Below are 24,349 nucleotides of genomic sequence, written 5' to 3'. Positions count from 1 at the left end.
CGCGCTAGCTACAGTGTTGCGGTCCGTGTGTAATTCGGCGCACGCCTGCAGCGGGTGTCCCGCGAAGACACAGGAGGGCCGCGTTTGTTCGTGTTCGGTGATCGTGTCGTCTGCACCGCCGTCGATCTCGTCCGCGCGGCGCACTGCGAGTTCGCCCTGCTGCGCGCCCTCGACGCCGAACTCGGCACCATCCCGGCCGACCCCGGCAGCGCCGTATCGGGGTACGAACCCGCTCCGGGAACCGATGACGTCCGTCGACGCCTGCTCGACGACTACCGCGCGCGGTTCGGCGGCGCAATGGTCGAGATCGACCGCCCCCCGGACGAACCGGGCGAACCCGGCCGCCATGTCGCGGCGTTGACCGCCGCGCACGCCGACACGGTCGCCGCGCTGCGCTCCGGCGCGCACGTGGTGCACGGCGCGACCTTCTTCGACGGCCGATTCCATTGCTCCGCCGACTTTCTGGTGCGAGCCGAACATCGGGTCCGCTACACCGTGCACGGCATCGCGTCCACGACCGCCGATCGGGTGGCCGCCGCGCTCGAACTGGCCGCCTGCGCCGAGGCACTCGACCATTCGGGCGCGCTCACCGCGCCGCTGGTCCGGCTGCATCTCGGCACGGAGAGCAGCGCCGGAGCGCTGAGCGAGCTGCTTCCGCTGTATCGGGCGCGCAGGAGCCGGGTGGAGCGCATCGTGGACGAGAAGCTCGGCGAACTGCTGCCCGTGCAGTGGGGCGATCCTCGTTATCTCGCCTGCGGCCGCTGCCGCACCTGTGTCGATGCCCTCTCCGCCGCGCGCGACCTGCTGCTCGTGGCCGGCATGCCGCCCGCCGCCCGCGCCCGGCTGCGCGAAGCGGGGGTGAACACCATCGATCGGCTGGCCACCACCGAGAGCTCGGTGCCCGGCGTGCCGCCGCGCACCGTTTCCGCGCTGCGCCGCCAGGCGCAAACCCAGCTGCGCCGCGAAGTTTCGGGCGAGCCGACCTACGCGGTGCTCGACGCGACCGTGCTCGGGGCGCTGCCCGCGCCTTCCCCCGGCGATCTCTCGCTCACCGTCTCGGGCGGCGGACGGACTCCGCTCGTCGTCGAGGTCGGCGGCCCGGACACGGTGCACCTCTCGTTGCGCGGACCGAGCGGTTCGAGCGAGCCCGGCCGCGCCGCGGCCGCCGAACGCCGCGTGCTCGAGCAGGCGCTCGATTACCTGACCCAGCGCCGCCGGATCGATCCGGATCTGCACGTCTACCACTACTCCGCGGCGGTGCGGACGGCACTGCTGCGCTGCACCGGACGGCACGGGGTCAACGAGGAACTGGTCGACGAACTGCTGCGCGAGGGCGTTCTGGTCGATCTGTATCCGATCGTCCGCGGCGCGCTGCTCATCGGCGAGTCCTCCTACCGGCTGAGCGGCCTGCGCCGACTGCTTCCCGGTGCGACCGATCCGGCTGCCGCGGAACACGATTGCCACACGGTGCTGCGGTTGCGCGACTGGCTGCTCGATCGCGCGGCCGAGCAACGCATCGCCACCCGGACCCGGACTCCGGACGCGCGGTCCACCTCAGCGGTCGCCGGAGAGCCCGCACCGCCGTCGTCCCGGCCGTCGTCGCTGGAGGCCGCGCTCGCGGAATACGCCGCCGCGCAGGGCGATCCGCTGCATCCGGCCGCGTTGATGGCCGCGACGCTCGGCTACCACCGGCGCGAGCGGCAGCCGCTGTGGTGGGCGCACGCCGACCGGCTCAGTCATCCGGTGGAGGAATGGGCGCAGGCCCCGGGAGTGCTGGTCGCCGACTGGGGCACCGTCGACACCAAGTGGCATCGCCGCCCCGACCGCCCGGGGATGCGGCGTTATCTCACCTTGACCGGACGGATCGGCACCGGTTCCAGCGGCGCCCCCGGCCCGAGCGCGCTGACCCCGGGTACCGCCGTCTACACCTTCTACGATCAACCGATGCCGGCCGGCATGGTGACCGATGCGGGGCAGCGGGCGACCGCTACCGCGACGGTGCTCGGCTGCTCGGTGGACGCCGAATTCGACGACACCGTCCGGCTGGAGGAATCGCTGCCGGAGGGCTGCGAACCCTACGACGAACTGCCCTCGGCGATCGCGCCGGGCCTGCCGGACTGGGATGAGAACGCCGAACTGGCGATCGAACTCGCGGCGCAGCAATTGCTGATGATCTTGCCGGAAACGCCGCGTACGGCCGTGTTCGACATCCTCGCGCGCCGCCCGCCCCGGCTGCACGGCGACGTCCGGTTGCCCGAGGTGCACGGCGACTACGCCGCGGCGATCACCGCCGCGCTGTGCGCTCTGGATCACTCCTACGTCGCGGTGCAGGGTCCGTCGGGCACCGGGAAGACCGCGACCGCGGCCCGGGTGCTGGAGCGGCTGATCACTCGGAACAAGTGGCGGATCGGCATCCTCGCGCAAACACCCGCCACCGTGGAGAACCTGCTCGACGCGGTGGTGCGGGCGGGTGTGCTGCCGGAACTGGTCGCCAAGAAGGACGCGGCGACCGTCGCACCTGAGTGGGTGGTGATCGACGCCGCCCGCTACCCGCGATTCCTGGACAATGCGATCAGCGGCTGCGTCCTCGGCGGCGAACCGGCCGATTTCGCGAACGAGGATCTGGTGCCCCGCGCGGGCCTCGACCTGCTCGTGATCGCCGACGCGGGCCGCTTCCCGCTGGCCGAGACGGTGTCCGTCGCGGAGTGTGCGCGCAATCTGTTGCTGCTCGGCGATCCGGTGGCGTCCACCGCGCGCGGCGCGCATCCGGCCCCGGTCGGCGAATCGGTGCTCGGCTGGCTGGCGGACGGACGCCAGACCTTGCCCACCGAGCGCGGCTACTTCCTGGACCGCACCTGGCGGATGCACCCGGCGGTGTGCGAACCCGTCTCCCGCCTGTACTACGACGGCCGCCTGCGCGCCAGCGAGACGGTCACCCTGGCCCGGAAACTGCACGGCGAGGACCCCGGGGTGGACACCGTCCTGGTGGACCACTACGGCAACGCCACCGAGTCGCCCGCGGAAGCGCGCGAAGTGGTGCGCCGGGTCCGCGCGCTGCTCGGCATGTCATGGACCAGCGGCGCGACCACGCGCAGGCTGCACCCCCACGACATCTTCGTGGTCGCTCCGTACGCCGCTCAGGTGGGACGCATCCGGACGCTGCTGGCCCGCGCGAAGATCGAGGACGTCCTGGTGGGCACGCCGGATCGCTTCCGCGGCCGGGAGGCGGCGGTGGTGCTGCTGTCCATGACCACCTCCTCCCCCGCCGACGCGCCCTACGGCATGCCGTCGCTGCTGTCGCGCGGGCTGATCCACGCGCTGTGCCGGGCCATGTGGAAGGCGATCGTCATCCGCTCACCGCTGCTCACCGAATACCTGCCCGCGAACCCGGACGAACTCGCCGATCTGGGCGCGTTCCTGCGGCTGACCGGCGCGGGTCAGCCGAAGCAGGCGCCCTCGCCTCGATAGGTCGGCGCGCTGACGCGGGAGCCGTCCTCGTCGACCAGATGCACGGTGTCGAATCGCTCGCACAGTTCACCGGCCTTCGCGTGCCGGAACCACACCCGGTCGCCGATCCGCAGTTCCGCGGCGCCGGACAGCGGGGTCTGCACTTCGCCAGCGCCCTCGGTGCCGATCAACTTCAACCCGCGCGGCCACACCGGTTTGGGCACCCGCGACCGCCCTGCGGGGCCGGAGGCGATGTACCCGCCCGCGAAGACGGTGGCGATGTCGGTGGCGGGACGCCGTAGCACGGGCATCGCGAAATACAGCGACGGTCTGGGCGTGAAGGACCGGTAGCCGTCGAACAACGTCGGCACGTACAGCCCGGACCCGGCGGTCACCTCGGTGACGTCCGGATCGGCGACGCTGACCTCGATGGATCCGCTGCCGCCGCTGTTGACGATCTCGAGTTCGCCGGTCACCGACCGGACCGCGGCGAGCACCTCGGCCCTGCGCTTGCGGATCTCCGCCGCGGACGCCCGCTTCACAAGGCGCACAGCGAGATTGGCGTCCGGGAGCCCCGCGATCTGCGCCTCGTACGTCATCACGCCCACCACGTCGAAGCCTCGCCGCCGGGCCTCGCCCGCGAGCGTGGCCGCTTGCTGCGGCGTGCGAACAGGGGAACGCCGCACGCCCAGGTGCAGCGGGCCGATCCGCAGGGAGGCGTCCACGTCGAGGCAGACACGTGGCCGCACGCGATCGGAGCCGACGGCGGCGCGGATCAGGTCGAGTTGCGCGGCGTCGTCGATCATCAGCGTGATGGAGCGCAGCGCGATGTCGTCGGCCGCCAGTTCGGCCAGCGCGGCGCGGTCCACGCTCGGATAGCCGAGCAGGACATCGCGCGCCCCGTGGCGCACGAGCCAGAGCGCCTCGCGCAAGGAATAGGACATGATGCCCGCGAAGCCGCCCGCCGCGGTGAGATCGGCGCCGAGGACTTCGGCGAGCACGGCACGGCAGCGCACGGATTTGCTGGCCACCCGCACCGGTGTGCCACCGGCTCGCCGCACCAGATCGGCGGCGTTCGCGCGCAGGGTGGACAGGTCGAGGGCGGCCAGCGGCGGGTCGAGTTCGGCGGTGGCCGCATGCAGCCCCGCGATCGGCGACGTCTCGGTCACCCGGACAACTCAACCACCAAGTTGGTCAAACGTCCAGTATTTGTCAGAGCTCCGCGGCCTTGGCGGCCAGACCGCTGACCATCTCGTCGAGCACCACCAGCATGGTCTCGTCGTTGCAGTCGGCCAGCCAGCGCAGCACCGTGCCCTGCACGATCGACACGACATTGCAGGCGATCGCCTCCACCGGCTCCAGCCACTGGGTTCCGGACAACTCGGCACACATCTGCAGGAACGCGGTGACTTCCGCGTCCTTCTCCTGGTAGAACTCCGTGGCGATCGGATCGGGGAAGCAGTCGGCCTTGACCGCCCAGCGGGCGCGCAGCGCCTGCAGGGTCATCTCATACGACCTGATCTGCCTCTCCGGCGTGGCCTTGACCAGCGGCCAGTAGGCGCTGACTCCCGCGTGCAGCAGCACGCGCAGCGCACGGAGGCCTTTGTAGTCGACCGTGGCCGCCGCCGCTTCGACCGCCTCGATGACGGCGGGTCGTAGCCGGATTTCTGTTATCACTTCTCCACGTGCGCTCAACGACGACTCCCTCTCGGCGAAAGAACTCACGCACCTGCGTCGGCGCGACTCGCTGAACAGGGCGGACAACATCGGGAAACACCTGAGCTGCCCGGTCCAACATTCACCAATGGTAGAGCGTTTCCGGGGTTTGAGAACGGGTTCGAGGGGTAATTTCAGACTGAAAGAATGTTTTGTTACCCAACCGCGATCGGTATGCGATCGGGCCGTGTCACCCGGAAATCGCGCTATGACGGTGGATCTCGGCGGCGCTCGACCACTCGGCAGACCGTTGACAACGGTACGGTCCTGGTGCCGAGCAGCCCAAATCCTGTGGCGAATCCCACAGTGGAACCTCTCAAAACGGTCAGCTTATCGTGGGAGGTTCGATCCGCTACCGACACCTGTTCGTTCCGCGCTGCGGATAGCCTGGATCGGTGACTCTCTCGCCCCCCGCCGACCAGTACTTCCTCTCCGGCACGTTCAATTTCCGCGACACCGGCGGGCTGCGCACCGACGACGGCGCCAAGGTCCGTCCCGGCGTCCTGCTGCGCTCGGCGCAACTGAGCGGACTCGACCACGCGGGCCACGCCGCGCTGCGCGACCTGGGCGTCAGCGCCGTCCACGACCTGCGCGGACAGCGTGAGATCGACCACATCGGCGCCGACCGGCTGCCCGCGGACGTCCGGCTGAGCATCACCCCGTTCGACTCGCGCATGGCCGAGGCGCCGCCACACGAGGCGACCGCGCAGACCGCCTACACGCACATGCTCGAGGTCTACCGGATGTTCCCGGCACTTCCCGAGGCGCATGCCGCCATCGCGTCCCTCGCCGCGTCCGTCCTGCGCGGCGACGGCGCCGTGCTGGTGCACTGCGCGGCGGGCAAGGATCGCACCGGGTGGGCCGTCGCCACGCTGCTGCGCGCGGTCGGCGTCACAGAGACCGACGTGCAGGCCGACTACCTGCTCAGCAACGGCGCGGTCCCGGCGCTGCGCGCGCTCATGACGGCGAAGCTGCTCGGCGGTGAGGAACTCTCCATCGACCTGCTCGGCGTGCGGGAGGAATACCTGGACATCGCCACCGCCTCGATGCGCGAGTTGCACGGCGGCCTGGACGGCTATCTCGCGACGATCGGACTGACGCCCGACCTGCTCGGGCGGCTGCGCGAGCGAATGCTGGAGTGAGACAGGGTCACTCGACGGGCACCGGTTCCCTGCGCACCAAGCCGTCTTCGTCGATCGTCACCTGATCGCCGGTGTGGAACCAGGTTCCGGTGAACCGCGCCGCGGTCGTGGTCGGGTCGTCCCAGTAGCGCGGGGTGACATTCGGCCCGCGGCACAGCAGTTCGCCGTGCCCCGCCGTCGCCCGCGGGCCCCACAGCGCCAATTCCGTTCCGCCGAACGGGAAACCGAGTACCGCGGCGGCTTCGGACGAGTCCGCTCGCTCGGCGTCGTCCACCGCGAGGCCGATACCGCTGGTCTCGGTCGCGCCCCACACCGACCACTGCCTGGCGGCGGGGAACACGCCGCGCAGTTCGGCCGCGAGGGCGGCCGGAGACGCGGCGCGATGACCGGCTTTACTGATCCGCGCGATGCCCTCGGTGCGCAATCCGTCGGAGCGCAGTTCCGCGAGCCGGGGCAGCAGGCCCGCGAAGATCCGCGGCGTCGCGGAGACCATGTCGACGCGCTCGGCGGTGACGGCTTCGGCCATGCCTCGGGTGTCCCGGGTGAGCACCACGGTGCCGCCGACGGCGAAGGTCGGCAACAGCTGATCGACACAGCCGCCCGCGTGCGCCAACGGCAACAGCACCAGGTTGCGCAGGCCGTCGGTCGGCAGGTCCAGCGCCGCGACCACCGAACGCACAGCCGACAGCAGGTTCTCGTTGGTCAGTTCCACACCCTTGGGCGTGCACGTTCCGCTCGTGTAGCACAGCAGCGCCAGGTCGCCCAGTGCCGCGCCGTCATCGATGTAGGCGGCGCCGTCGGGCAGCTCGGTCTCGGCGCCCTTGCCGCCGAGCACGAAATCGGCACGGCTGTCGGCGATCACGCGCTCGGCCACCGACTCCGGGAGCCCGTCGTGCACCAGTACCGGTACCGCTCCGCTGAGCAGTGCGCCGAGGAATGCCTGCACCCATCGAGCGCCGGTGGGCAGGTGGACGGCGACTCGGTCCCCGTATCCGATGCCGTGCTCCTGCAAGCCGCCCGCGATGCGGGAAGCGGAGTGCCACAGCTCCCGGTAGGTCAGGCGCGGGCCGCCGACCTCCACCACGGCTTCGCGGCTCCCGAACGCGTGCACCTGAAGATCGAGTAGTTCGGTGAGCGCGGGTGTGAGGTTTCCGTAGCGCAGCACCCCGTCGGCGCCCCGAGCTAGCGGGTTGTCCCAGACGTGCGGGCCGGTGAGGGGATATTCGACGAGCAACTGCGACATTCGTCCTCCGCGTGCCTCGAGTTATCAGGCACTGCGACTATATGACGCATGTCACAACTTCGCTGGAATAGGCGATGAACGTGTCCTAGCTGTCACCGGCCCGCGTAGCGCGCCTTCCCCGGACCCTGCTCGAGGAAACTGCGCACGCCGCCCTGCAGATCCTCGGTGCCGAACAGCTCGCCGGACACCTCCGGCGTCACCGAATCCGCATGTGCCACACCGCCGGAACGCCAGGCCTCGATGATCTTCTTGGTCGCCGCGTTGGCCTTCGTCGGGCCATCGGCCAGCCGGTGGGTCAGCGCTCGCGCCGCGGTGTCGAGGTCTTCGTGCACGGCGTTGACCACGCCCCACTCGGCCATGGTCGCCGCGTCGTAGAGGTCGCCGGTCATCACGAACTCGCGGGCCCGCCCCGAGCCCGCGCGCTCGGCGAGACGCTGCGGGCCGCCCATCGAGGGGGTAAGCCCGACCACGATCTCCACCAGTCCGAACTTCGCCTTCGGCGCCGCGAGCAGGATGTCGCAGGCGAGGGCGATCTCGAAGGCGGCGGTCAGGGTCAACCCGTGCGCGGCGAACACCACCGGGCACGGCAGCGCCTCCAGCGGATGGATGATCTGCGCGAACAGGGTGCGCCACAACTCGGCGCCCTGCTCGGGCGTCAGGCCGTCGAAGACGTGCACGTCGACGCCGCCGGAGACCACTTTGCCCTCGGCGCGCAGCAGCACCGCGCGCGGCGGCCGCGCCGACAGCTCGGCGATGTCCTCGACCAGCGCATCCAGCATCGACCGGTCGAAGAGGTTGAGCGGCGGATGGGCGAGCGTGAGGGTCGCCACCTCCGCTCCGCCGTCGGTGACGTCTCGTTCCAGACGGGTGGCCTTCGTTTCACTCATCCGGTCAGCGTACGAGGTCGATCTGGAAGACTGTCGATGTGACCAAGTCGGCCAGCAAAACCGGTTCCTACGTCGAGCCCGGCGAGTTCAAACGCGACACGAACTACATCACCACCCGGATCACGGCCGACGGCCGCGACGGTTACCCGGTCGAGCCGGGGCGCTACCGGCTCGTCGCGGCGCGAGCCTGCCCGTGGGCCAATCGAACGCTGATCGTGCGCCGCCTGCTCGGACTGGAGCCGGTGCTCTCGCTCGGCTTGTGCGGACCCACGCACGACAAGCTGAGCTGGACCTTCGATCTGGATCCAGGTGGTGTCGATCCGGTGCTCGGCATCCCGCGGCTGCGCGACGCCTACCTGGCCAGGTTCCCGGACTACCCGCGTGGCATCACGGTGCCCGCCATCGTGGACGTGCCGACCGGCCAGGTGGTCACCAACGACTACGCGCAGATCACCCTCGACTTCTCCACCGAGTGGACCGCGCACCACCGGCCCGGCGCGCCGCAGCTGTACCCGGAGCCGCTGCGCGCGGAGATCGACGAGGTGAACCTCGCCGTTTTCCGCGACGTCAACAACGGCGTCTACCGCTGCGGGTTCGCCGGTACGCAGGACGCCTACGACGCCGCCTACGACCGGCTCTTCGCGCGGCTGGACTGGCTCTCCGAACGCCTTGCCGCACAACGGTATCTGGTCGGCGACACGATCACCGAGGCCGACGTCCGGCTGTTCACCACGCTGGCCCGCTTCGACGCGGTCTACCACGGGCACTTCAAGTGCAACCGGACCAAGCTCGCCGAGATGCCGGTGCTGTGGGCGTACACGCGCGACCTGTTCCAGACCCCGGGCTTCGGCGACACGATCGACTTCGGGCAGATCAAGCGGCATTACTACGTGGTGCACCGGGACATCAACCCGACCGGGATCATCCCCAAGGGCCCCGACCTGGCGAACTGGCTGACCCCGCACGGCCGAGAGGCTCTCGGCGGCAGGCCGTTCGGCGACGGAACCCCACCTCCCCCTCCGGCATCGGGCGAACGCGTGCCCGCGATCCACACTTCCGCGTAAGGACGCACCCGCCCGGGTCGAAAGCGAGGCAGCCGCCGGTGGAACCGATGCGGCTGGGTACTTCGTTGTCATGACGAGCTGACGGCAACCGGTGCCATACAGTTCTACCCAGCAGACCGGAAGAGGAGGATGCCGCCGATGCTCAAAGGCGCGTTCGAGAAGACGGTGGTCGAACTGCTCGACACCGGGTCCCGCCTGCAGGCCCCCGCGGTCGCCAAGTACGTGGACCGCATTCGCCGCTCCCACCCTGGTGAGAGCCCAGCACAGATCGTCGACCGACTGGAGAAGCAGTACCTGCTCGCGGTGACCGGCAGCGGCAGCGCGGTCGGCGCGACCGCAGCCTTCCCCGGCGTCGGCACCGTCGCGGCCATCGCCGCGGTGAGCGCGGAGACCACCTTCTTCATGGAGGCGTCGGCGGTGTTCACCCTCGCGGTGGCCTCGGTGCACGGCATCACGCCGGAAGACCAGGAGCAACGCAGGGCGCTCGTGCTGGCGGTCGTGCTGGGTGAGAGCGGCATGCAGATCGTGCAGAAGAGCGTCGGCACCTCCGCGAAGAACTGGGGCTCGGCCTTCGCCAACCGCATCCCCGGATTGTCGAGCATGAACGATTCGCTGCTGAAGCGGTTCATCATCCGGTTCATCACCAAGCGCGCGGCGCTGATGGCGGGCAAGGTACTGCCCGCAGGCATCGGCGCGGTGATCGGCGGCGCGGGCAACCGCGCCCTCGGCAAGGCCACGATCACCAACGCGCGCAAGGCATTCGGGCCGCCGCCCACCACCTGGCCGGTCGACCGCCATTTGGTTATCGAGGCCGATCCGCTCACCGCGATCGACCCGGCGAAGCCGCGACCTCCGGCCACTCCGCGATGAGCGGGACGCGGCCGATCGCGTTCGCGGTCCGGGGACTGACCAAGCAGTACGAGCTGGCGACCGCCGTGACGGACGTCAGCTTCACCGTGCCCTCCGGCACCATCGCCGCACTGGTGGGCCCGCGCGGCGCGGGCAAGACCACTATCTTGCGGGTGCTGCTCGGCCTGCTCGCTCCCACCTCGGGAACGGCGTCCGTCGGCGGGCCCGGTTCCCGGGGAAACACCGCGGGCTCCGCGAACGTGATCGGCGGCGTCCTCGCGCCGCGCGGACTGCATCCGGCCCGCACCGCGCGCGAACACCTGTGGGTCTACGCGGCCGCGGCGAACGTCGTCGACAGCCGGGTGACCGAAGTGCTCGAGCTGGTCGGACTGGACGAACACGCCAGGACGAAGATCGGCGCCCTGTCGATCGGGCAGCAGACCAGGCTGGCCCTGGCCACCGCGCTGCTCGGTGACCCCCCGCTGCTGGTGCTGGACGAGCCGATGGACGGACTCGACCCCGCCGAACGCGGCTGGCTGCACGACTTCCTGCGCAAGCACGCCCGGCGCGGCGGCAGTGTCCTGCTGACCAGCGAGAGTCTCGGCGCGGCGCTGCCCGCCGCGGACCAACTGGTCGTGCTGAGCGAGGGCACGGTGGTGTACCAGGGCACTCCGGCGCGCTTGCGGCGCGGGCATCCGGACCGGCTGGTCGTCGCCGCGTCCACCCCCATCGCGCTGGCCACCACGCTTGCGGCACAAGGATTCACGGACGCGGTGATCCGGCCGGACGGCCGCCTCGCCGTCGCCGAGGCGAGCGAAGCGCAGATCAGGACGGCGGCCACCGCGGCGCAGGTGCGGATCGATAGCATCGTGCCCGACCCGATCCACCCCGACCGCGTGCTCGCGTCGCTGACCAGACCCACCGCCACGCCCGCGCCGCACTACCCGGGCCTCTCCGCGCCCGCCCAGCCACCCTCGCCGACGCCCTACGGGATCCCACGATGATCGCCATCCTGCCCACGGACCTGGTGCCGAACGTCAACTCCGAGGTGCGCAAGGTCGTCACCATGCCGCGCGGCCGGACGCTCGCCGCAGCGCCGATCGTCGTGGCGCTGCTGGCGAGCGTCGCGTCGGCGAGCCTGGCCGGGCCGCCGGATCCGCGCGGCCAGCCCGCCACCGGCGCCGCGACGATCGGGCTCTACTTCGGCCTCGCCTTCGTCGTGCTGGCGGCGGCGGTCTTCGGCGCGCTGGCGACCGGCGCGGAGTACCAGTACCGCAGCATGGCCGTGACCACGCTGTTCAGCCCTGACCGCGACCGGCTCGCCGCCGCGAAGTTCCTGGTCATCGGAGGCTGCGCGCTGGCCGCGGCGGTCGCGGTGGAACTGGTGTCGGCCGGCGCGCTGTTCGGCGTGGGGCGCGGCAAGGTCCCGGTCACCGGGGAGTTCTTCGCGGTGCTCGGCGGCGGGCTGCTCGCCGCGGTCTGCTGGTCGTTGATCGGCGCGAGCGCGGGCATCCTGCTGCGGTCCTCGACCAAGGCGGCGGCGCTGCTGCTCGGCTGGAGTGTCGTCGCCGAGCCTTTGATCTGGTTGATCGCGCGCGGTCTCGGTATTCCGGGCGTGGTCACCCTGCTGCCCGTCTCCGCCACCGTCGGCACTGTGGCGGTCGGTTCCTATCCCGACAGCGACTTCCTCGCCCCTACTCCGGCCGCCGTGGTGGTCCTGCTGCTGTGGACCATCGGCCTGGGCGCCGCGAGCTGGTGGAATCTGCGCACCCGCGATCTGTGATCCGAGGACCCGCCGGGAACAACGACTTGTCGGCCGGTGTCGGTACCGTCGATGACGAACGCGGTACGACGAAGGGGACGGGCGAACGACGTGGACGGGGGATGCAGTCCGGGCTGGACACGGAGGCTGTGGGCCGAATGCCTACCGCACCGCGCGGTGCTGGGCGGCCTCGCCGCCGCGGTGCTCGGCGGGGCGATCGTCGAGACAGCGGGTCCGCTGCTGACCAAGCGGGCCGTCGATGCGGCCGGGATCGGTGACACGGCGGCGATCAGCGTGGTCGCCGGGCTGATCCTGGTAGTGGCCGTGAGCCGGTCCGGGGCCGGATTCGGACGGCGCTGGCTGGCCGGGCGGCTGTCGCTGGACGTGCAGCACACCCTGCGGGTGCAGCTGCTCGGCGCACTGCAGCGGCTCGACGGCGTCGGTCAGGACACCCTGCGCACCGGCCAAGTGGTGTCGCGATCGATCACCGATCTGCAGCTCGTCCAAGGACTGCTGGCCATGGTGCCGCTGTCGGGCATGGCGCTGCTGGAATTCGGGCTCGCCGCCGGGGTCATGCTCTGGCTCTCCCCGCCGCTGGCCGCCGTCGCGTTGCTCGTGGTGCCCGCGGTCGGCCTGGTGGTCTACCGCATGCGGCCGCGCCTGCACGCGGCGACCTGGTCCGCGCAGCAGCGTGCCGCCGATCTGGCCCAGCACGTCGAGGAGACGGTCACCGGGGTACGGGTGGTCAAAGGCTTCGGCCAGGAAGCGCGGATGGTCGACCTGCTGGAGCGGCACGGTCGCAAGCTGTTCGCGGAGCGGATGCGCGCCGCACGGATCGACGCGCGCTTCGCGCCGACCGTCGCGGCGATCCCGCAGCTCGGGATGGTCGCGGTCATCGCGCTCGGCGGACTGCTCGCGCTGCACGGCAGCATCGGCATCGGCACCTTCGTCGCGTTCGCCGCCTACGTCGCCGTCATGACCGGCACCGCGCGCATTCTCTCCTCGGTGATCGTCATGGCGCAGCTCACCAGGGCGGCGGCCGAGCGGGTCTTCCAAGTGATCGACACCGCCCCGGTCATCGCCGATCCCGAACGCCCGGTCGAGCTGCCGGACGGCCCACTCGGCATCGAGCTCGATGCGCTGAGTTTCGGCTTCGATCCCGAGCGGCCGGTGCTGCGCGAACTGGATCTGCGCGTGCGGCCCGGCGAGACGGTGGCGGTCATCGGTCCGGCGGGCTCGGGCAAGTCGACACTCGCTCTGCTGCTTCCGCGCTTCTACGCGCCGGACGCGGGCCGTATCCGGCTGTTCACCGACCCCACCGCGCCGCATGCGGGCGCGGTCGACGCGATCAAAGCCCCGACTTCGCGAGCCGGGACCCGAATCGGCGAGGCCGTCGACATCGCCGACGTGCGCGCCGCCGACCTGCGCGCCGCCATCGGCGTCGTCTTCGACGATCCGTTCCTGTTCTCCGACACCATCGCGGCCAATATCGCGCTCGGGCGACCGGACGCCACCGACGAGGAGATCAGGCAGGCGGCCGTCCAGGCCGCGGCGGACGAATTCATCGCCGAGCTACCCGACGGCTATGACACGGTGGTCGGCGAGCGCGGCCTCACCCTCTCCGGCGGCCAGCGTCAGCGGATCGCGCTGGCCAGGACGCTGCTGGCCCGTCCACGCATCCTGGTGCTCGACGACGCCACTTCCGCGGTGGACGCGGTGACCGAGGCGGCGATCTTCGACGCACTGCCCGACCAGGGCGGACGGACCACGCTCATCCTCGCGCACCGGGAGTCGACGCTCGCCCACGCCGATCGCGTGATCCGGCTGCCCGCGCCCGCCGGGCACCCCGCTCCCGAGCCGGACGCGAGTTCGGCCACAGGCAGTCGAGTCGGCGACGGATCCGCCGGCCGTCGCTTCGGTGCGGCGGCGGCCGACATCAGCGAGACGCCCGAGCTGCGCCGGACCATCGAGCGACTGCCGCCTGCCACCGAGCAGCCGGACACGGACAGCGAACGCATTCGCGAGCCGGATCCAGGTTTCCGGCTCACCCGCCTGCTGCGTCCCGTCCGCGGGCTGGTGCTGACCGTGATGGCGCTGCTGGCCGTGGACGCGGCGATCGCCATCGCGTTCCCGCCGCTGGTGCGCTACGCGATCGACGGCGGCGTGCTCGGCGACGACGCCGGAGCACTCGTCCGAGCGACACTGCTCGGCGCGGTACTGGCCGCGGCGGGGTTGGCGGTCGGCGCGGCCACCACGCTGCTCACCGCGCGCACCGGGGAACGCGTGCTGTTCGCCCTGCGGGTGCGCAGCTTCGCACACCTGCAACGACTCGGCCTGGACTACTACGAGCGCGAACTGTCCGGGCGGATCATGACGCGGATGACCACCGACGTCGACGCGCTGTCGACCTTCCTGCAGACCGGCGTGGCCACCAGTCTGGTCGGGCTCCTGACACTGGTCGGCATCACGGTCGCGCTGCTGGTCATCGACGTATCGCTGGCTCTGGTCGTGCTGGCGACGGTGCCCGCCCTCGCGATAGCGACGGTGCTGTTCCGGCGGGTGTCCTCCGCCGCCTACACCGTGTCGCGCGAGCACGTGTCGGCGGTCAACGCCGACTTCCAGGAGAACGTCACGGGCTTGCGCGCGGTGCAGGCGAACCGGCACGAGCCGCGCGCCGCCCGCCGCTTCGCCGAGTACTCGCAGCGCTACCGCAACAGCCGGTTGCGAGCGCAGCGGGCGATCGCGCTGTACTTCGCGTTCGTCGTCGGATGGGCGGACGTGGCGCTGGCTGCGGTGGTGTTCTTCGGTGCGCGCGAGGTCGCCACCGGTGCGACCAGCGCCGGCACGCTGGTCGCGTTCGTGCTGTATCTGGAGCTGCTGTTCGTGCCGATCCTGCAGCTGTCCCAGGTGTTCGACAATTACCAGCAGGCCAGGGTCGGGCTGCGCCGGATCGGTGACCTGCTGCGCACCCCCTCCTCGATCGCCGCCGACCCGGCCGACCCGGTGACCATCGGACCCGCGCTGCGGGGTGACGTGGCGTTCGACGACGTCCGTTTCCACTACCCGGGAAGTCGTGTTCCCGCACTGGACGGTGTGTCGCTGCGCATTCCGGCGGGTTCCAGCCTTGCTCTCGTCGGCCCGACCGGCGCGGGCAAGTCGACCGTCGTCAAGTTGCTCGCGCGGCTGTACGACCTGCGCCCGGATTCCGGCGAGCGCACGCGAGTGCCCGCCGCAGCAGCCGAAGGACACGCTCCCGACGCGATCAGGGTGGACGGCGTCGACGTGCGCGACTATCGCCTCGCCGACTACCGCTCGCGGCTGGGCATCGTCCCCCAAGAAGCTCACCTGTTCACCGGCGACGTGGCGAGCAACATTGCATTCGGGAAACCATTCGCGACCCCCGACGAGATCGCCGCGGCGGCTGCGGCGGTGGGCGCGACGGAGATGATCGCCGGCCTCCCGCTCGGCATGCAACAACCCGTCGGCGAGCGCGGCCGGGGCCTGTCGGCCGGGCAGCGGCAGCTGATCGCGCTGGCCCGTGCCGAACTGGTCGCTCCGGACTTGCTGCTGCTCGACGAGGCCACCGCGACGCTCGACCCGGACGCCGAGGCATCGGTGCTGGCAGCGAGCAGATCGCTGAGCCGGGACCGCACCACGGTGATCGTCGCGCACCGGCTCGGCACCGCCGCGCGCGCCGACCGGATCGCGGTCGTCGACCACGGGCGGATCGTGGAATTCGGCGAGCATACGGAGCTGCTCGCCGCAGGTGGGCCATATGCCCGGCTCTGGGCAGCGGCACAGGCGTCGGAGGGAATATTCTCGGGTGACGCCGGGTCATCACCAATAGGGTCGGGGGTGTCGGGTGGTCAGTGAATCGGCCGATTTGCTGCTGGGCCTATCCTCAGATAGGGCGCATCGGCGCGCAATCCGCTGATCCCCGTGCCGGGCACGTCACAAACGTCGCAGCGCGAAGAACGAAATGAGGCGAACACCTGCTGTGAGCAGCTCAACATCCCAGTTCGGACAGAACCAGTGGCTAGTCGACGAGATGTATCAGAAGTTCAAACAAGATCCATCATCGGTCGACGAGAGCTGGCACGAGTTCCTGGCCGACTACACGCCTGACGCGAGTGGCGACACCGGCAACAGCCAGCCCGCCCCCGCGACCGCGCAAGCTGCCGCTCCCGCACCGGCTCCGGCGGCCACCAAGCCCGCCGCCGCCACGCGCAACGACGCCAAGCCTGCCGCCGCCCCCGCGGCCCCGAAAGCACCCGCCCCGGCCGCCGCCAAGCCCGCACCGGCTGCCGCCAAGCCCGCACCGGCCGCTGCCAAGCCCGCCGCTGTGACGACACGCACACCGCAGACCACCCCGGCGCCGACTTCGAACGCCGCGCCGACCTCCGGCCCGAAGCAGGCCGACACCGCCGCCGACGAGTCCAAGGTGCTGCGCGGCGCCGCCGCCGCGGTGGCGAAGAACATGTCCGCCTCGCTGAGCATCCCCACCGCGACGAGCGTGCGCGCCATCCCGGCCAAGTTGATGATCGACAACCGCTTGGTCATCAACAACCACCTCGCCCGCACCAGGGGCGGCAAGATCTCCTTCACCCACCTGCTCGGTTACGCCATCGTGCAGGCGGTCAAAGCGTTCCCGAACATGAACCGGCACTACGCCGAGATCGACGGCAAGCCGAACGCGGTCACCCCCGCGCACACCAACCTCGGCCTCGCCATCGACCTGCCCGGCAAGGACGGCAGCCGATCGCTGGTCGTCGCGGCCATCAAGGGCTGCGAGGCGATGACCTTCGGGCAGTTCCACACCGCCTACGAGGACATCGTCCGCCGCGCCCGCGACGGCAAGCTCACCGCGGAGGATTTCTCCGGCGTCACCATCTCGCTGACCAACCCGGGCACCATCGGCACCGTGCACTCGGTGCCCCGCCTGATGAACGGCCAGGGCGCGATCATCGGCGCGGGCGCGATGGAGTACCCCGCCGAGTTCCAGGGCATGAGCGACGAGCGCATCGCCGATCTGGGCGTCGGCAAGCTGATGACGCTCACCTCCACCTACGACCACCGCATCATCCAGGGCGCGGAGTCCGGTGATTTCCTGCGCACCATCCACCAACTGCTGATCGCCGACGAGTTCTACGACGAGATCTTCCACGGTCTCGGCGTGCCGTACGAGCCGATCCGCTGGCGCAAGGACATCCGCGAGCGCGCTGTCGACAAGAGCGCCCGCGTGCTGGAGATGATCGCCGCCTACCGCAACCGCGGCCACCTGATGGCCGACACCGATCCCCTGCGGCTGGTGAAGGACAAGTTCCGCAGCCACCCGGACCTGGACGTCACCCAGCACGGCCTGACCCTGTGGGACCTGGACCGCACGTTCAACGTGGCGGGCTTCCACGGCCAGGACCAGATGAAGCTGCGCGACGTGCTGTCCGTCCTGCGCGACGCCTACGTCCGCCACGTCGGCGTGGAGTACACCCACATCCTCGAGCCCGAGCAGTTGCAGTGGATCCAGGATCGGGTCGAGCAGAAGCACGCGAAACCGACGGTCGCGCAGCAGAAGTACATCCTGAACCGGCTGAACGCGGCCGAGGCGTTCGAGACCTTCCTGCAGACCAAGTACGTCGGGCAGAAGCGCTTCTCGCTGGAGGGCGCCGAGGCCGTCATCCCGATGATGGACGCGGTGATCGACCAGTGCGCCGAGCACAGCCTCGACGAGGTCATCATCGGCATGCCGCACCGCGGCAGGCTCAACGTGCTGGCCAACATCGTGGGCAAGCCCTACTCGAAGATCTTCACCGAGTTCGAGGGCAACATGAACCCGGCCGCCACCCACGGCTCCGGCGACGTGAAGTACCACCTCGGCGCGCAGGGCACCTACCTGCAGATGTTCGGCGACAACGAGATCGAGGTCTCGCTCACCGCGAACCCCTCGCACCTGGAGGCGGTCGACCCGGTCCTCGAGGGCCTGGCGCGCGCCAAGCAGGACCTGCTGGACAAGGGCGACGGCCCGGAGGGCTTCTCGGTCGTGCCGCTGATGCTGCACGGTGACGCCGCGTTCGCCGGTCAGGGCGTGGTCGCCGAGACGCTGAACCTGTCGGGTCTGCGCGGCTACCGGGTCGGCGGCACCATCCACATCGTGGTGAACAACCAGATCGGCTTCACCACCGCTCCGGAGAACAGCCGCTCCACCGAGTACTCCACCGACATCGCGAAGTTCATCGGCGCGCCGATCTTCCACGTCAACGGCGACGACCCGGAGGCGTGCGACTGGGTGGCCCGCCTTGCGGTCGACTTCCGGCAGAAGTTCCGCAAGGACGTCGTCATCGACATGATCTGCTACCGCCGTCGCGGCCACAACGAGGGCGACGACCCGTCGATGACCCAGCCGTACATGTACGACGTCATCGACACCAAGCGCTCGGTCCGCAAGGCGTACACCGAGAGCCTGATCGGCCGCGGCGACATCTCGCTGAAAGAGGCCGAGGACGCCCTGCGCGACTACCAGGGCCAGCTGGAGCGGGTGTTCAACGAGGTCCGCGAGCTGGAGAAGTACTCGCCGGAGCCGAGCGAGTCGGTCGAGGGCGACCAGCCGGTGCCCGCGTCCGTCGTGACGGCCGTGGACAAGTCGATCCTGCAGCGCATCGGCGACGCGTTCATCAACGTGCCCGACGGCTTCAACGTGCACCCGCGCGTCAAGCCGGTGCTGGAGAAGCGCCGCGAGATGGCCTACGAGGGCAAGGTCGACTGGGCCTTCGCCGAGCTGCTCGCCTTCGGCACGCTGATCGACGAGGGTCGTGCGGTGCGCCTGACCGGTCAGGACTCCCGCCGCGGCACGTTCACCCAGCGCCACGCGGTGATCATCGACCGCAAGACCGCCGAGGAGTACACCCCGCTGCACAACATCGGCAGCGAGAACCCGGGCTGGTTCGCCGTGCACGACTCGGCGCTGAGCGAATACGCCGCCGTCGGTTTCGAATACGGCTACTCGCTGGGCAACCCCAACGCGCTGGTGTTGTGGGAAGCGCAGTTCGGTGACTTCGTCAACGGCGCGCAGTCGATCATCGACGAGTTCATCTCCTCCGGTGAGGCCAAGTGGGGCCAGCTCTCCGACGTCGTGCTGCTGCTGCCGCACGGCCACGAGGGCCAGGGCCCGGACCACACCTCCGGCCGCATCGAACGCTTCCTGCAACTGTGCGCGGAAGGCTCGATGACTGTCGCGGTGCCGTCCACCCCGGCCAACTACTTCCACCTGCTGCGCCGCCACGCACTCGACGGCATCCGCCGCCCGCTGATCGTCTTCACCCCGAAGTCGATGCTGCGCAACAAGGCCGTGGTCTCCGACCTCAAGGACTTCACCGAGAGCAAGTTCCGCTCGGTCTTCGACGAACCGGGCTACGAGCAAGGCATCGGCGACCGCAGCAAGGTCAAGCGCGTCCTGATGACCAGCGGCAAGCTCTACTACGAACTCGCCGCCGAAAAGGCCAAGCAGAAGCGCGAAGACGTCGCCATCGTCCGGATCGAGCAGCTCTACCCGCTGCCCGTCCGCCGCCTCAACGAGGCCCTCGAGGGCTACCCCAACGCCACCGACCTGGCCTGGGTCCAGGAAGAACCGGCCAACCAGGGCGCCTGGCCCTTCTTCGGCCTCAACCTCCCCGAAACCCTCCCACCCCGCTTCGCCAACACCCGACTGCGCCGCATCTCCCGCCGCGCGATGTCGGCCCCGTCCTCGGGGTCGAGCAAGGTGCACGCGGTGGAGCAGGCGGAGATCATCGCGGAGGCGTTCGAGCCGACTAGTTAGTTCTTGACCTGACGCCGGGCCGGCTCGCTCAATCCATTGAGCGAGCCGGCCCTGTTTCATATATGCGGGTGGTCGACGAACAAGGTTTCAGGGCAGCGGGACAGGCCGTCGGTTCTCCCGATCGCTGCTCACGGCTCGAACAAGCTCACACCTTGACGATCTCGATCTCCGGACCACACAGCAACGCCATGTCCTCGGGGTCCGACGTCACCACCGTCGCCAGCCCACGAACCGAGCGAGCCGACGCAGCCAGAACGGCGTCGATCGCGTACTTGTGTCCACCAAGGCCATGCTCGCGCAACAACGCAGCGGCCTGCGCGGTCAACTCTCCGGTCACCGTGTGAACGTCGATCTGTGACAGCGTCCATGCGATCCGGGCGGCACGCACTTTGCTGTAGTCGGCTTCCACAGTCGTCATAGCCGTAGTCGCGACTCGCACGCCGTCCTCTTTGGCCGCCTGTATCCACGCAAGCATGCGACGATCCTTCCGATACAGCATGGACAGCCCCTCGCAATCGAGGAAAAGCACATCCGGCATCAGGCGGCCGATCCGCGCGAACCCCAACGTCGCCGCTCGAAACCCAATTCCGCCCTCGCCTGATCAATCTCCGCACGAGTCAACGGCTCGTCGTCCTTCTCGAAATCGGCCACCAGCTCCCCCAGCTTGTCCATCGCTACACGCTGCTCCAACGCCTCGGCAACATAGGCGGAGAAGCCGCCGGGGCCAACATAGGCTCGAGCCTGCTCGGCGAGATCCTCCGGGAGGCTGATCGAGTATTTCTTACTACCACCCATACTCCCGATGCTACCAAGGGTAGCAATCGCGGTGCCATGCAGGCCGCCTTCAAATGCGTGCCGCAGCGCAGCTCGGCATCGTCTCGATAATGTCGGCGCACTCGTCACCCAGCTCGATCGCGTCGCCCAGAGGTCGCCACTTTCTCGCCGTGCTCTTCGCGATGCCGGCACGGGCGGCGAATCGACGCTGGGTGAGTCCCAACGCGTCCGCAAAGCTGTGGCCCACCAGGATGATCGGCGTCGACACCCTCCGATAGGCACAATGGGTCCCTCGACAGGTCGGGCGGACATTCAGTACGCTGCCGGTCATGAGCAACGGGGGGACGCCGTCGACCGATAATCTCTCGGTGGTTCCGGAGAAGGTTCGTGAGGTCGGCGAGCAGGTCTATGAGCTATCGATGGCATTGCGGACGGCACTCGACTCTGCGGCCAAGGATGTCGAATCACTGGTCAATGGAACGTGGAGGGGCAATCTGGCGAGCCAGTTCGCTGACGGCTGGACCGATATCCGTGACGGCGGCGCCCAGATCATCACCGCTCTGTCCGGGATGGCCGAAAAGCTCGGTATCACAGCCTCGACCTATGAAGACCTCGACGGGAGCAACGCCGCCGTACTATACAACACGAGCAGCTCGAGTTTGGACCTGCCATGAGTTCCGAGGAGTTCCAGGTCGACTTGGACCACCTCGATGAGGTCGTGATCCGCCTGTCCGCACTCGCGAGCGTTATCGCCGAGCACCTCGACACGATTGACGACAAGGTTGCCGCGCTGGCGGGTACCGGCTGGGAAGGTGTTGCCGCTCAGGCCTATTCCGACGCCCACCTCGAGTGGTCGGTCGGCGCGCGGGAATTCGCCGAAGGTGTCCGCGATATCAGCGAAGCAGCCCGCAAAGCGCACACCGGCTACACCAGCGCGATCGAGGAAAACCTGAAAATGCTCCGAGGGGCATAACTAGTGCGCGTCAATTGGCAGACGTACTTCGACGCCGGCAAACAATGCCATGACCTCGCCGCCGAACTGCGTCGCACCGACAAACCGCTACACGACGCCGCCAAGGGTGAATGTGCAGGCATGGCCGGGGACGCCCCCGGATGCAAGCAATGGGGCGAAGCGTACGACCAGTACGCACGCGACACTATGCAAACGTGTACACACCTGGCCGACGCCCTTACCAACTTCGGCAACGTCCTATACGCCAATGGTTACAAATACGCGATCGCAGACAACGCCAAACCCCAGCGACCGACTCTCCACCAGGTCTCCGAGTACCAGGTAACCATCCCGACCTCCGTCCACGACAACGGCGACGGCGTCAAACACAACGGTGGCGTAGAGGAGTTCTTCAACGAACTCACTGCGAAGATCGTCAGTACCTTCGGGAAACTTCCCAACGGTGACGTCGACAAACTCTCCAAGGCCGCCGACACGTGGAAAACCTTCGCCAACCACGCGACCATCACTGGAGCTGCGGCTAAGATCAGCGGGATCTCCGCGTTGTTCGACGATATGGATGCGGCAGAGAATCGCGCCAAGATCCAGGAACACTTCGGGACACTGAAGTCCAGCGCCGATCTTCTGGCCACCGCGTCCCTCAATGTCGCCGCCCCTGTTGCGGACTATCACAGCTCGACAGTCGAAGTCGGCGAAGGCATCAAGACGGCAATGACCACCTTCGCATGGGCCGTCGGACTGCTGGTCACCGGCGCCATCGTAGGAGCGATCTTCAGCTTCGGCGGCAGTCTCGCGGTCGCCGGCGGCGGTGTCGCGCTCGCTGTTGAGGACACGATCGCCACCATTCGCGGCCTCTACACGACAAAGCGGCTATTCCAAATCCTCAAGATCACCCTGGCTGCGAGCGTCGCCGTCGGCGTTATCGACGCCTTCGGCCAGGTCCCCGACCTCACCGCCACACTCACCAAACTGGCCGCCATCATCGCCATGAAGGCACTCATCGACGACAACGGCCCTACAGCGACGCCAGCCCTGGGCGGGGACGATCCGATTACACAAGAGATTGCGAAGAAGATCGCCGAACACGCGAATGGACGTGCCGCACAGGGAGATGGCTCACACTACGTATCCGGCGTAGGCGCCGCAGAACTTCCCGAGTACGTTCGCAAGGTCCTCGACGGCGAGGTACCGACGGAGGTAAAGCATCTACCCAGGGGCCGAACGGCATATTGGGATCCGGAGAAAGGTGCTGTAGTCATCGAGGACGGAGATGGAGGAACCGTGTTCACGCCAAAGGACGGACGCGAGTACTTCGACGGCCTGTAGCGATGACTTGGATTGACAGGAAGGACCCGGAGAAGATGCCAGAACCGAACCTCGGACGCTATCGAGAGCATCTCGTCAGCGCAGAAAATTTCCAGGTCATTCGACAGCTGACGTTCGAGCTGGCTAATGTACCCAGAGAACCGATGGTCAAGTTGGGATGGAATCCGAAGAACGGCGATTATCTGAAACAACTCGCGCGATCTGTGCCGTCGCAGATCACAGCTCCTACTCGGGTGAAATTGGTTGTCCTCGATGAGGAAATCAACGACCCGACCTTGCCGGGCCGCTTATATGCAGCCGAGGAAGAACCCGAACCACCGAGCGATATCGTGAGATACTTACCCAAGTCGATCGCGGCCGTGTATCCGAATCTGTTGAGAGCAGCTTTTGAAGCCCTGGGAGAGCTTGAAACACGTTATCGAACAGGATTCTACGAAGACGAAGTAATAAAGGCCCTGAATGCAATCGATGGCGTCAGCGAAAATTGAATGGATTAAATAGCCGAAAGCAACGGCAGACTCGCCGGAGCAGGACCGGCGACGCTACATGAGCGTCTGCTCGCCAAATACGATGCCACACCCGATCCGGGCGGCACGGTCATGCGCCCTGCCGATCCGGACAGCGCACTCGGCAAAGCTCCGGCAGCGTCCTTCTCGTCGCTGTGCCGGTGTTGGGAGTGGTCGGATTTCTGGCATATATGGGCGGCGGCCCGTTCGAGCCGCCACCTGAGTGATGGCAAGGCGCTGTCCGCGCAGTTGAACAACTTGTGACGGAAGGGCGGCTCCGCGCCGCTACTCGACCTTGCCGGCGGAAGCTGGGACCGCGTCTATGTCTATCAACAGGAATACTTCGGCCGGGAGCAGGTGACTGCCCCGAGTCGAAATCACATCGACAGCGAGAACATATACGCAAGATTGCGATTCGACTGTTCGCTAAGGTTGCGTGTTCGGGATCCAATTGTGGGGTCAGAACCACTGTGCGGTCGGTGATCTCCGCGTCGATCGGGAAGACGAAATCGTCTACACGAGCGGCGAGTTCGGCTGCGGCGAGCACACGGCCGTCGTCGGCCGCGATCCGGAGGACGCCGTCATCGACGATCAGCGATCCCGCGTCGATCTCGATGATGGCCGAGGTAGACGTAGCGTGGGCGTTGAAACCTACTGAGCGCGAATCGGATTCCGCGCCTGCGGGTCCCGCAGCGAGGATGGCAGACGACGCGAGCGCCAACACTGCCCCGGCGACGATCCCGCCATCGCGACGACGCGCGATCGCCGACACAACGGTTTCCACGACCACAGCACGACGACGACCTGCGCGGGTCCTCGCGACTCCGCCATCGCGGCGACGCGCGACTGC

Annotated in this window: 20 protein-coding genes; 13 read left to right on the top strand and 7 right to left on the bottom strand. The window is 68.6% G+C overall.

Going from position 1 to position 24,349, the window contains the following annotated elements; genetic code table 11:
* Positions 1-90 precede the first annotated feature (90 nt).
* Positions 91-3,468, top strand: a complete 3,378-nt coding sequence (locus tag ACL03I_RS21245) for an AAA domain-containing protein (RefSeq protein WP_412806801.1) — start codon at positions 91-93, stop codon at positions 3,466-3,468.
* Here ACL03I_RS21245 and ACL03I_RS21240 read toward each other — a convergent pair.
* On the bottom strand, positions 3,438-4,616 hold the full coding sequence (locus tag ACL03I_RS21240) for an amino acid deaminase/aldolase (RefSeq protein ID WP_355077279.1): 1,179 nt from the start codon (positions 4,614-4,616) through the stop codon (positions 3,438-3,440). The genes ACL03I_RS21245 and ACL03I_RS21240 overlap by 31 nt on opposite strands.
* Positions 4,617-4,659: 43 nt before the next feature.
* The gene (locus tag ACL03I_RS21235; protein ID WP_412806800.1) at positions 4,660-5,142 is read right to left on the bottom strand and encodes a TetR family transcriptional regulator; all 483 of its coding nucleotides are present in this window, start codon (positions 5,140-5,142) and stop codon (positions 4,660-4,662) included.
* Positions 5,143-5,558: 416 nt separating this feature from the next.
* Here ACL03I_RS21235 and ACL03I_RS21230 point away from each other — a divergent pair, with 416 nt between their 5' ends.
* A complete protein-coding gene (locus ACL03I_RS21230; protein ID WP_412806799.1) occupies positions 5,559-6,305 on the top strand; it encodes a tyrosine-protein phosphatase in 747 nt (248 codons plus the stop codon).
* 7 nt (positions 6,306-6,312) lie between these two features.
* Here the strand turns inward: ACL03I_RS21230 and ACL03I_RS21225 are convergent, their stop codons facing one another.
* Together ACL03I_RS21225 and ACL03I_RS21220 are read right to left on the bottom strand one after the other, a co-directional pair.
* Positions 6,313-7,548, bottom strand: coding sequence for a class I adenylate-forming enzyme family protein (locus tag ACL03I_RS21225; protein ID WP_379254837.1), 1,236 nt, complete (start codon positions 7,546-7,548; stop codon positions 6,313-6,315).
* Between the two features lie 92 nt (positions 7,549-7,640).
* On the bottom strand, positions 7,641-8,435 hold the full coding sequence (locus ACL03I_RS21220; RefSeq protein WP_355077286.1) for an enoyl-CoA hydratase/isomerase family protein: 795 nt from the start codon (positions 8,433-8,435) through the stop codon (positions 7,641-7,643).
* 38 nt (positions 8,436-8,473) lie between these two features.
* On the opposite strand from ACL03I_RS21220, the gene ACL03I_RS21215 reads away from it, so the two are divergent.
* From ACL03I_RS21215 to ACL03I_RS21190, 6 genes are all read left to right on the top strand, one after another.
* Positions 8,474-9,499, top strand: coding sequence for a glutathione S-transferase family protein (locus tag ACL03I_RS21215; protein WP_355077288.1), 1,026 nt, complete (start codon positions 8,474-8,476; stop codon positions 9,497-9,499).
* A gap of 138 nt (positions 9,500-9,637) precedes the next feature.
* Positions 9,638-10,369 carry a hypothetical protein gene (locus tag ACL03I_RS21210; protein WP_355077290.1) on the top strand — a complete coding sequence of 244 codons (732 nt, stop codon included), beginning with the start codon at positions 9,638-9,640 and terminating at the stop codon, positions 10,367-10,369.
* Complete coding sequence (locus ACL03I_RS21205) at positions 10,366-11,352, top strand: ABC transporter ATP-binding protein (protein ID WP_412806798.1); 987 nt, start codon at positions 10,366-10,368, stop codon at positions 11,350-11,352. The genes ACL03I_RS21210 and ACL03I_RS21205 overlap by 4 nt, the downstream gene beginning before the upstream one ends.
* The gene (locus ACL03I_RS21200; protein WP_355077294.1) at positions 11,349-12,131 is read left to right on the top strand and encodes an ABC transporter permease; all 783 of its coding nucleotides are present in this window, start codon (positions 11,349-11,351) and stop codon (positions 12,129-12,131) included. Before ACL03I_RS21205 ends, ACL03I_RS21200 begins: the two co-directional genes overlap by 4 nt.
* A 51-nt stretch (positions 12,132-12,182) precedes the next feature.
* Positions 12,183-15,983: an ABC transporter ATP-binding protein gene (locus ACL03I_RS21195; RefSeq protein ID WP_412806797.1), complete on the top strand. Its 3,801-nt coding sequence runs from the start codon at positions 12,183-12,185 to the stop codon at positions 15,981-15,983.
* A 175-nt stretch (positions 15,984-16,158) separates the two neighbouring features.
* On the top strand, positions 16,159-19,920 hold the full coding sequence (locus ACL03I_RS21190) for a multifunctional oxoglutarate decarboxylase/oxoglutarate dehydrogenase thiamine pyrophosphate-binding subunit/dihydrolipoyllysine-residue succinyltransferase subunit (RefSeq protein ID WP_412806845.1): 3,762 nt from the start codon (positions 16,159-16,161) through the stop codon (positions 19,918-19,920).
* A 145-nt stretch (positions 19,921-20,065) separates the two neighbouring features.
* Here the strand turns inward: ACL03I_RS21190 and ACL03I_RS21185 are convergent, their stop codons facing one another.
* Genes ACL03I_RS21185 through ACL03I_RS21175 form a run of 3 tightly spaced genes read right to left on the bottom strand, consistent with a single transcriptional unit; the run spans position 20,066 to position 20,962 of the window.
* Positions 20,066-20,458 carry a PIN domain-containing protein gene (locus ACL03I_RS21185; protein ID WP_412806796.1) on the bottom strand — a complete coding sequence of 131 codons (393 nt, stop codon included), beginning with the start codon at positions 20,456-20,458 and terminating at the stop codon, positions 20,066-20,068.
* A complete protein-coding gene (locus tag ACL03I_RS21180; RefSeq protein WP_379254829.1) occupies positions 20,458-20,715 on the bottom strand; it encodes a hypothetical protein in 258 nt (85 codons plus the stop codon). Before ACL03I_RS21180 ends, ACL03I_RS21185 begins: the two co-directional genes overlap by 1 nt.
* A 49-nt stretch (positions 20,716-20,764) precedes the next feature.
* The gene (locus ACL03I_RS21175; protein WP_379254827.1) at positions 20,765-20,962 is read right to left on the bottom strand and encodes a helix-turn-helix domain-containing protein; all 198 of its coding nucleotides are present in this window, start codon (positions 20,960-20,962) and stop codon (positions 20,765-20,767) included.
* A 61-nt stretch (positions 20,963-21,023) separates the two neighbouring features.
* On the opposite strand from ACL03I_RS21175, the gene ACL03I_RS21170 reads away from it, so the two are divergent.
* The 5 genes from ACL03I_RS21170 (at position 21,024) to ACL03I_RS21150 (ending at position 24,157) form a co-directional block, all read left to right on the top strand.
* Entirely contained in the window at positions 21,024-21,368 is a 345-nt protein-coding gene (locus tag ACL03I_RS21170; RefSeq protein WP_379254826.1) for a type VII secretion target, read from the top strand.
* On the top strand, positions 21,365-21,667 hold the full coding sequence (locus ACL03I_RS21165) for a WXG100 family type VII secretion target (protein ID WP_379254824.1): 303 nt from the start codon (positions 21,365-21,367) through the stop codon (positions 21,665-21,667). Before ACL03I_RS21170 ends, ACL03I_RS21165 begins: the two co-directional genes overlap by 4 nt.
* A 3-nt stretch (positions 21,668-21,670) precedes the next feature.
* A complete protein-coding gene (locus ACL03I_RS21160) occupies positions 21,671-22,993 on the top strand; it encodes a hypothetical protein (protein ID WP_412806795.1) in 1,323 nt (440 codons plus the stop codon).
* A 35-nt stretch (positions 22,994-23,028) separates the two neighbouring features.
* Positions 23,029-23,481 carry a hypothetical protein gene (locus ACL03I_RS21155; RefSeq protein WP_412806794.1) on the top strand — a complete coding sequence of 151 codons (453 nt, stop codon included), beginning with the start codon at positions 23,029-23,031 and terminating at the stop codon, positions 23,479-23,481.
* 454 nt (positions 23,482-23,935) lie between these two features.
* The gene (locus ACL03I_RS21150) at positions 23,936-24,157 is read left to right on the top strand and encodes a hypothetical protein (RefSeq protein WP_412806793.1); all 222 of its coding nucleotides are present in this window, start codon (positions 23,936-23,938) and stop codon (positions 24,155-24,157) included.
* Positions 24,158-24,349: the final 192 nt, after the last annotated feature.

The organism is Nocardia sichangensis (assembly GCF_047200615.1).
Taxonomy (GTDB): Bacteria; Actinomycetota; Actinomycetes; order Mycobacteriales; family Mycobacteriaceae; genus Nocardia; species Nocardia sichangensis.
Note: the sequence above shows the minus strand (reverse complement) of the source record. Positions and strands in the feature narration are given on the sequence as shown.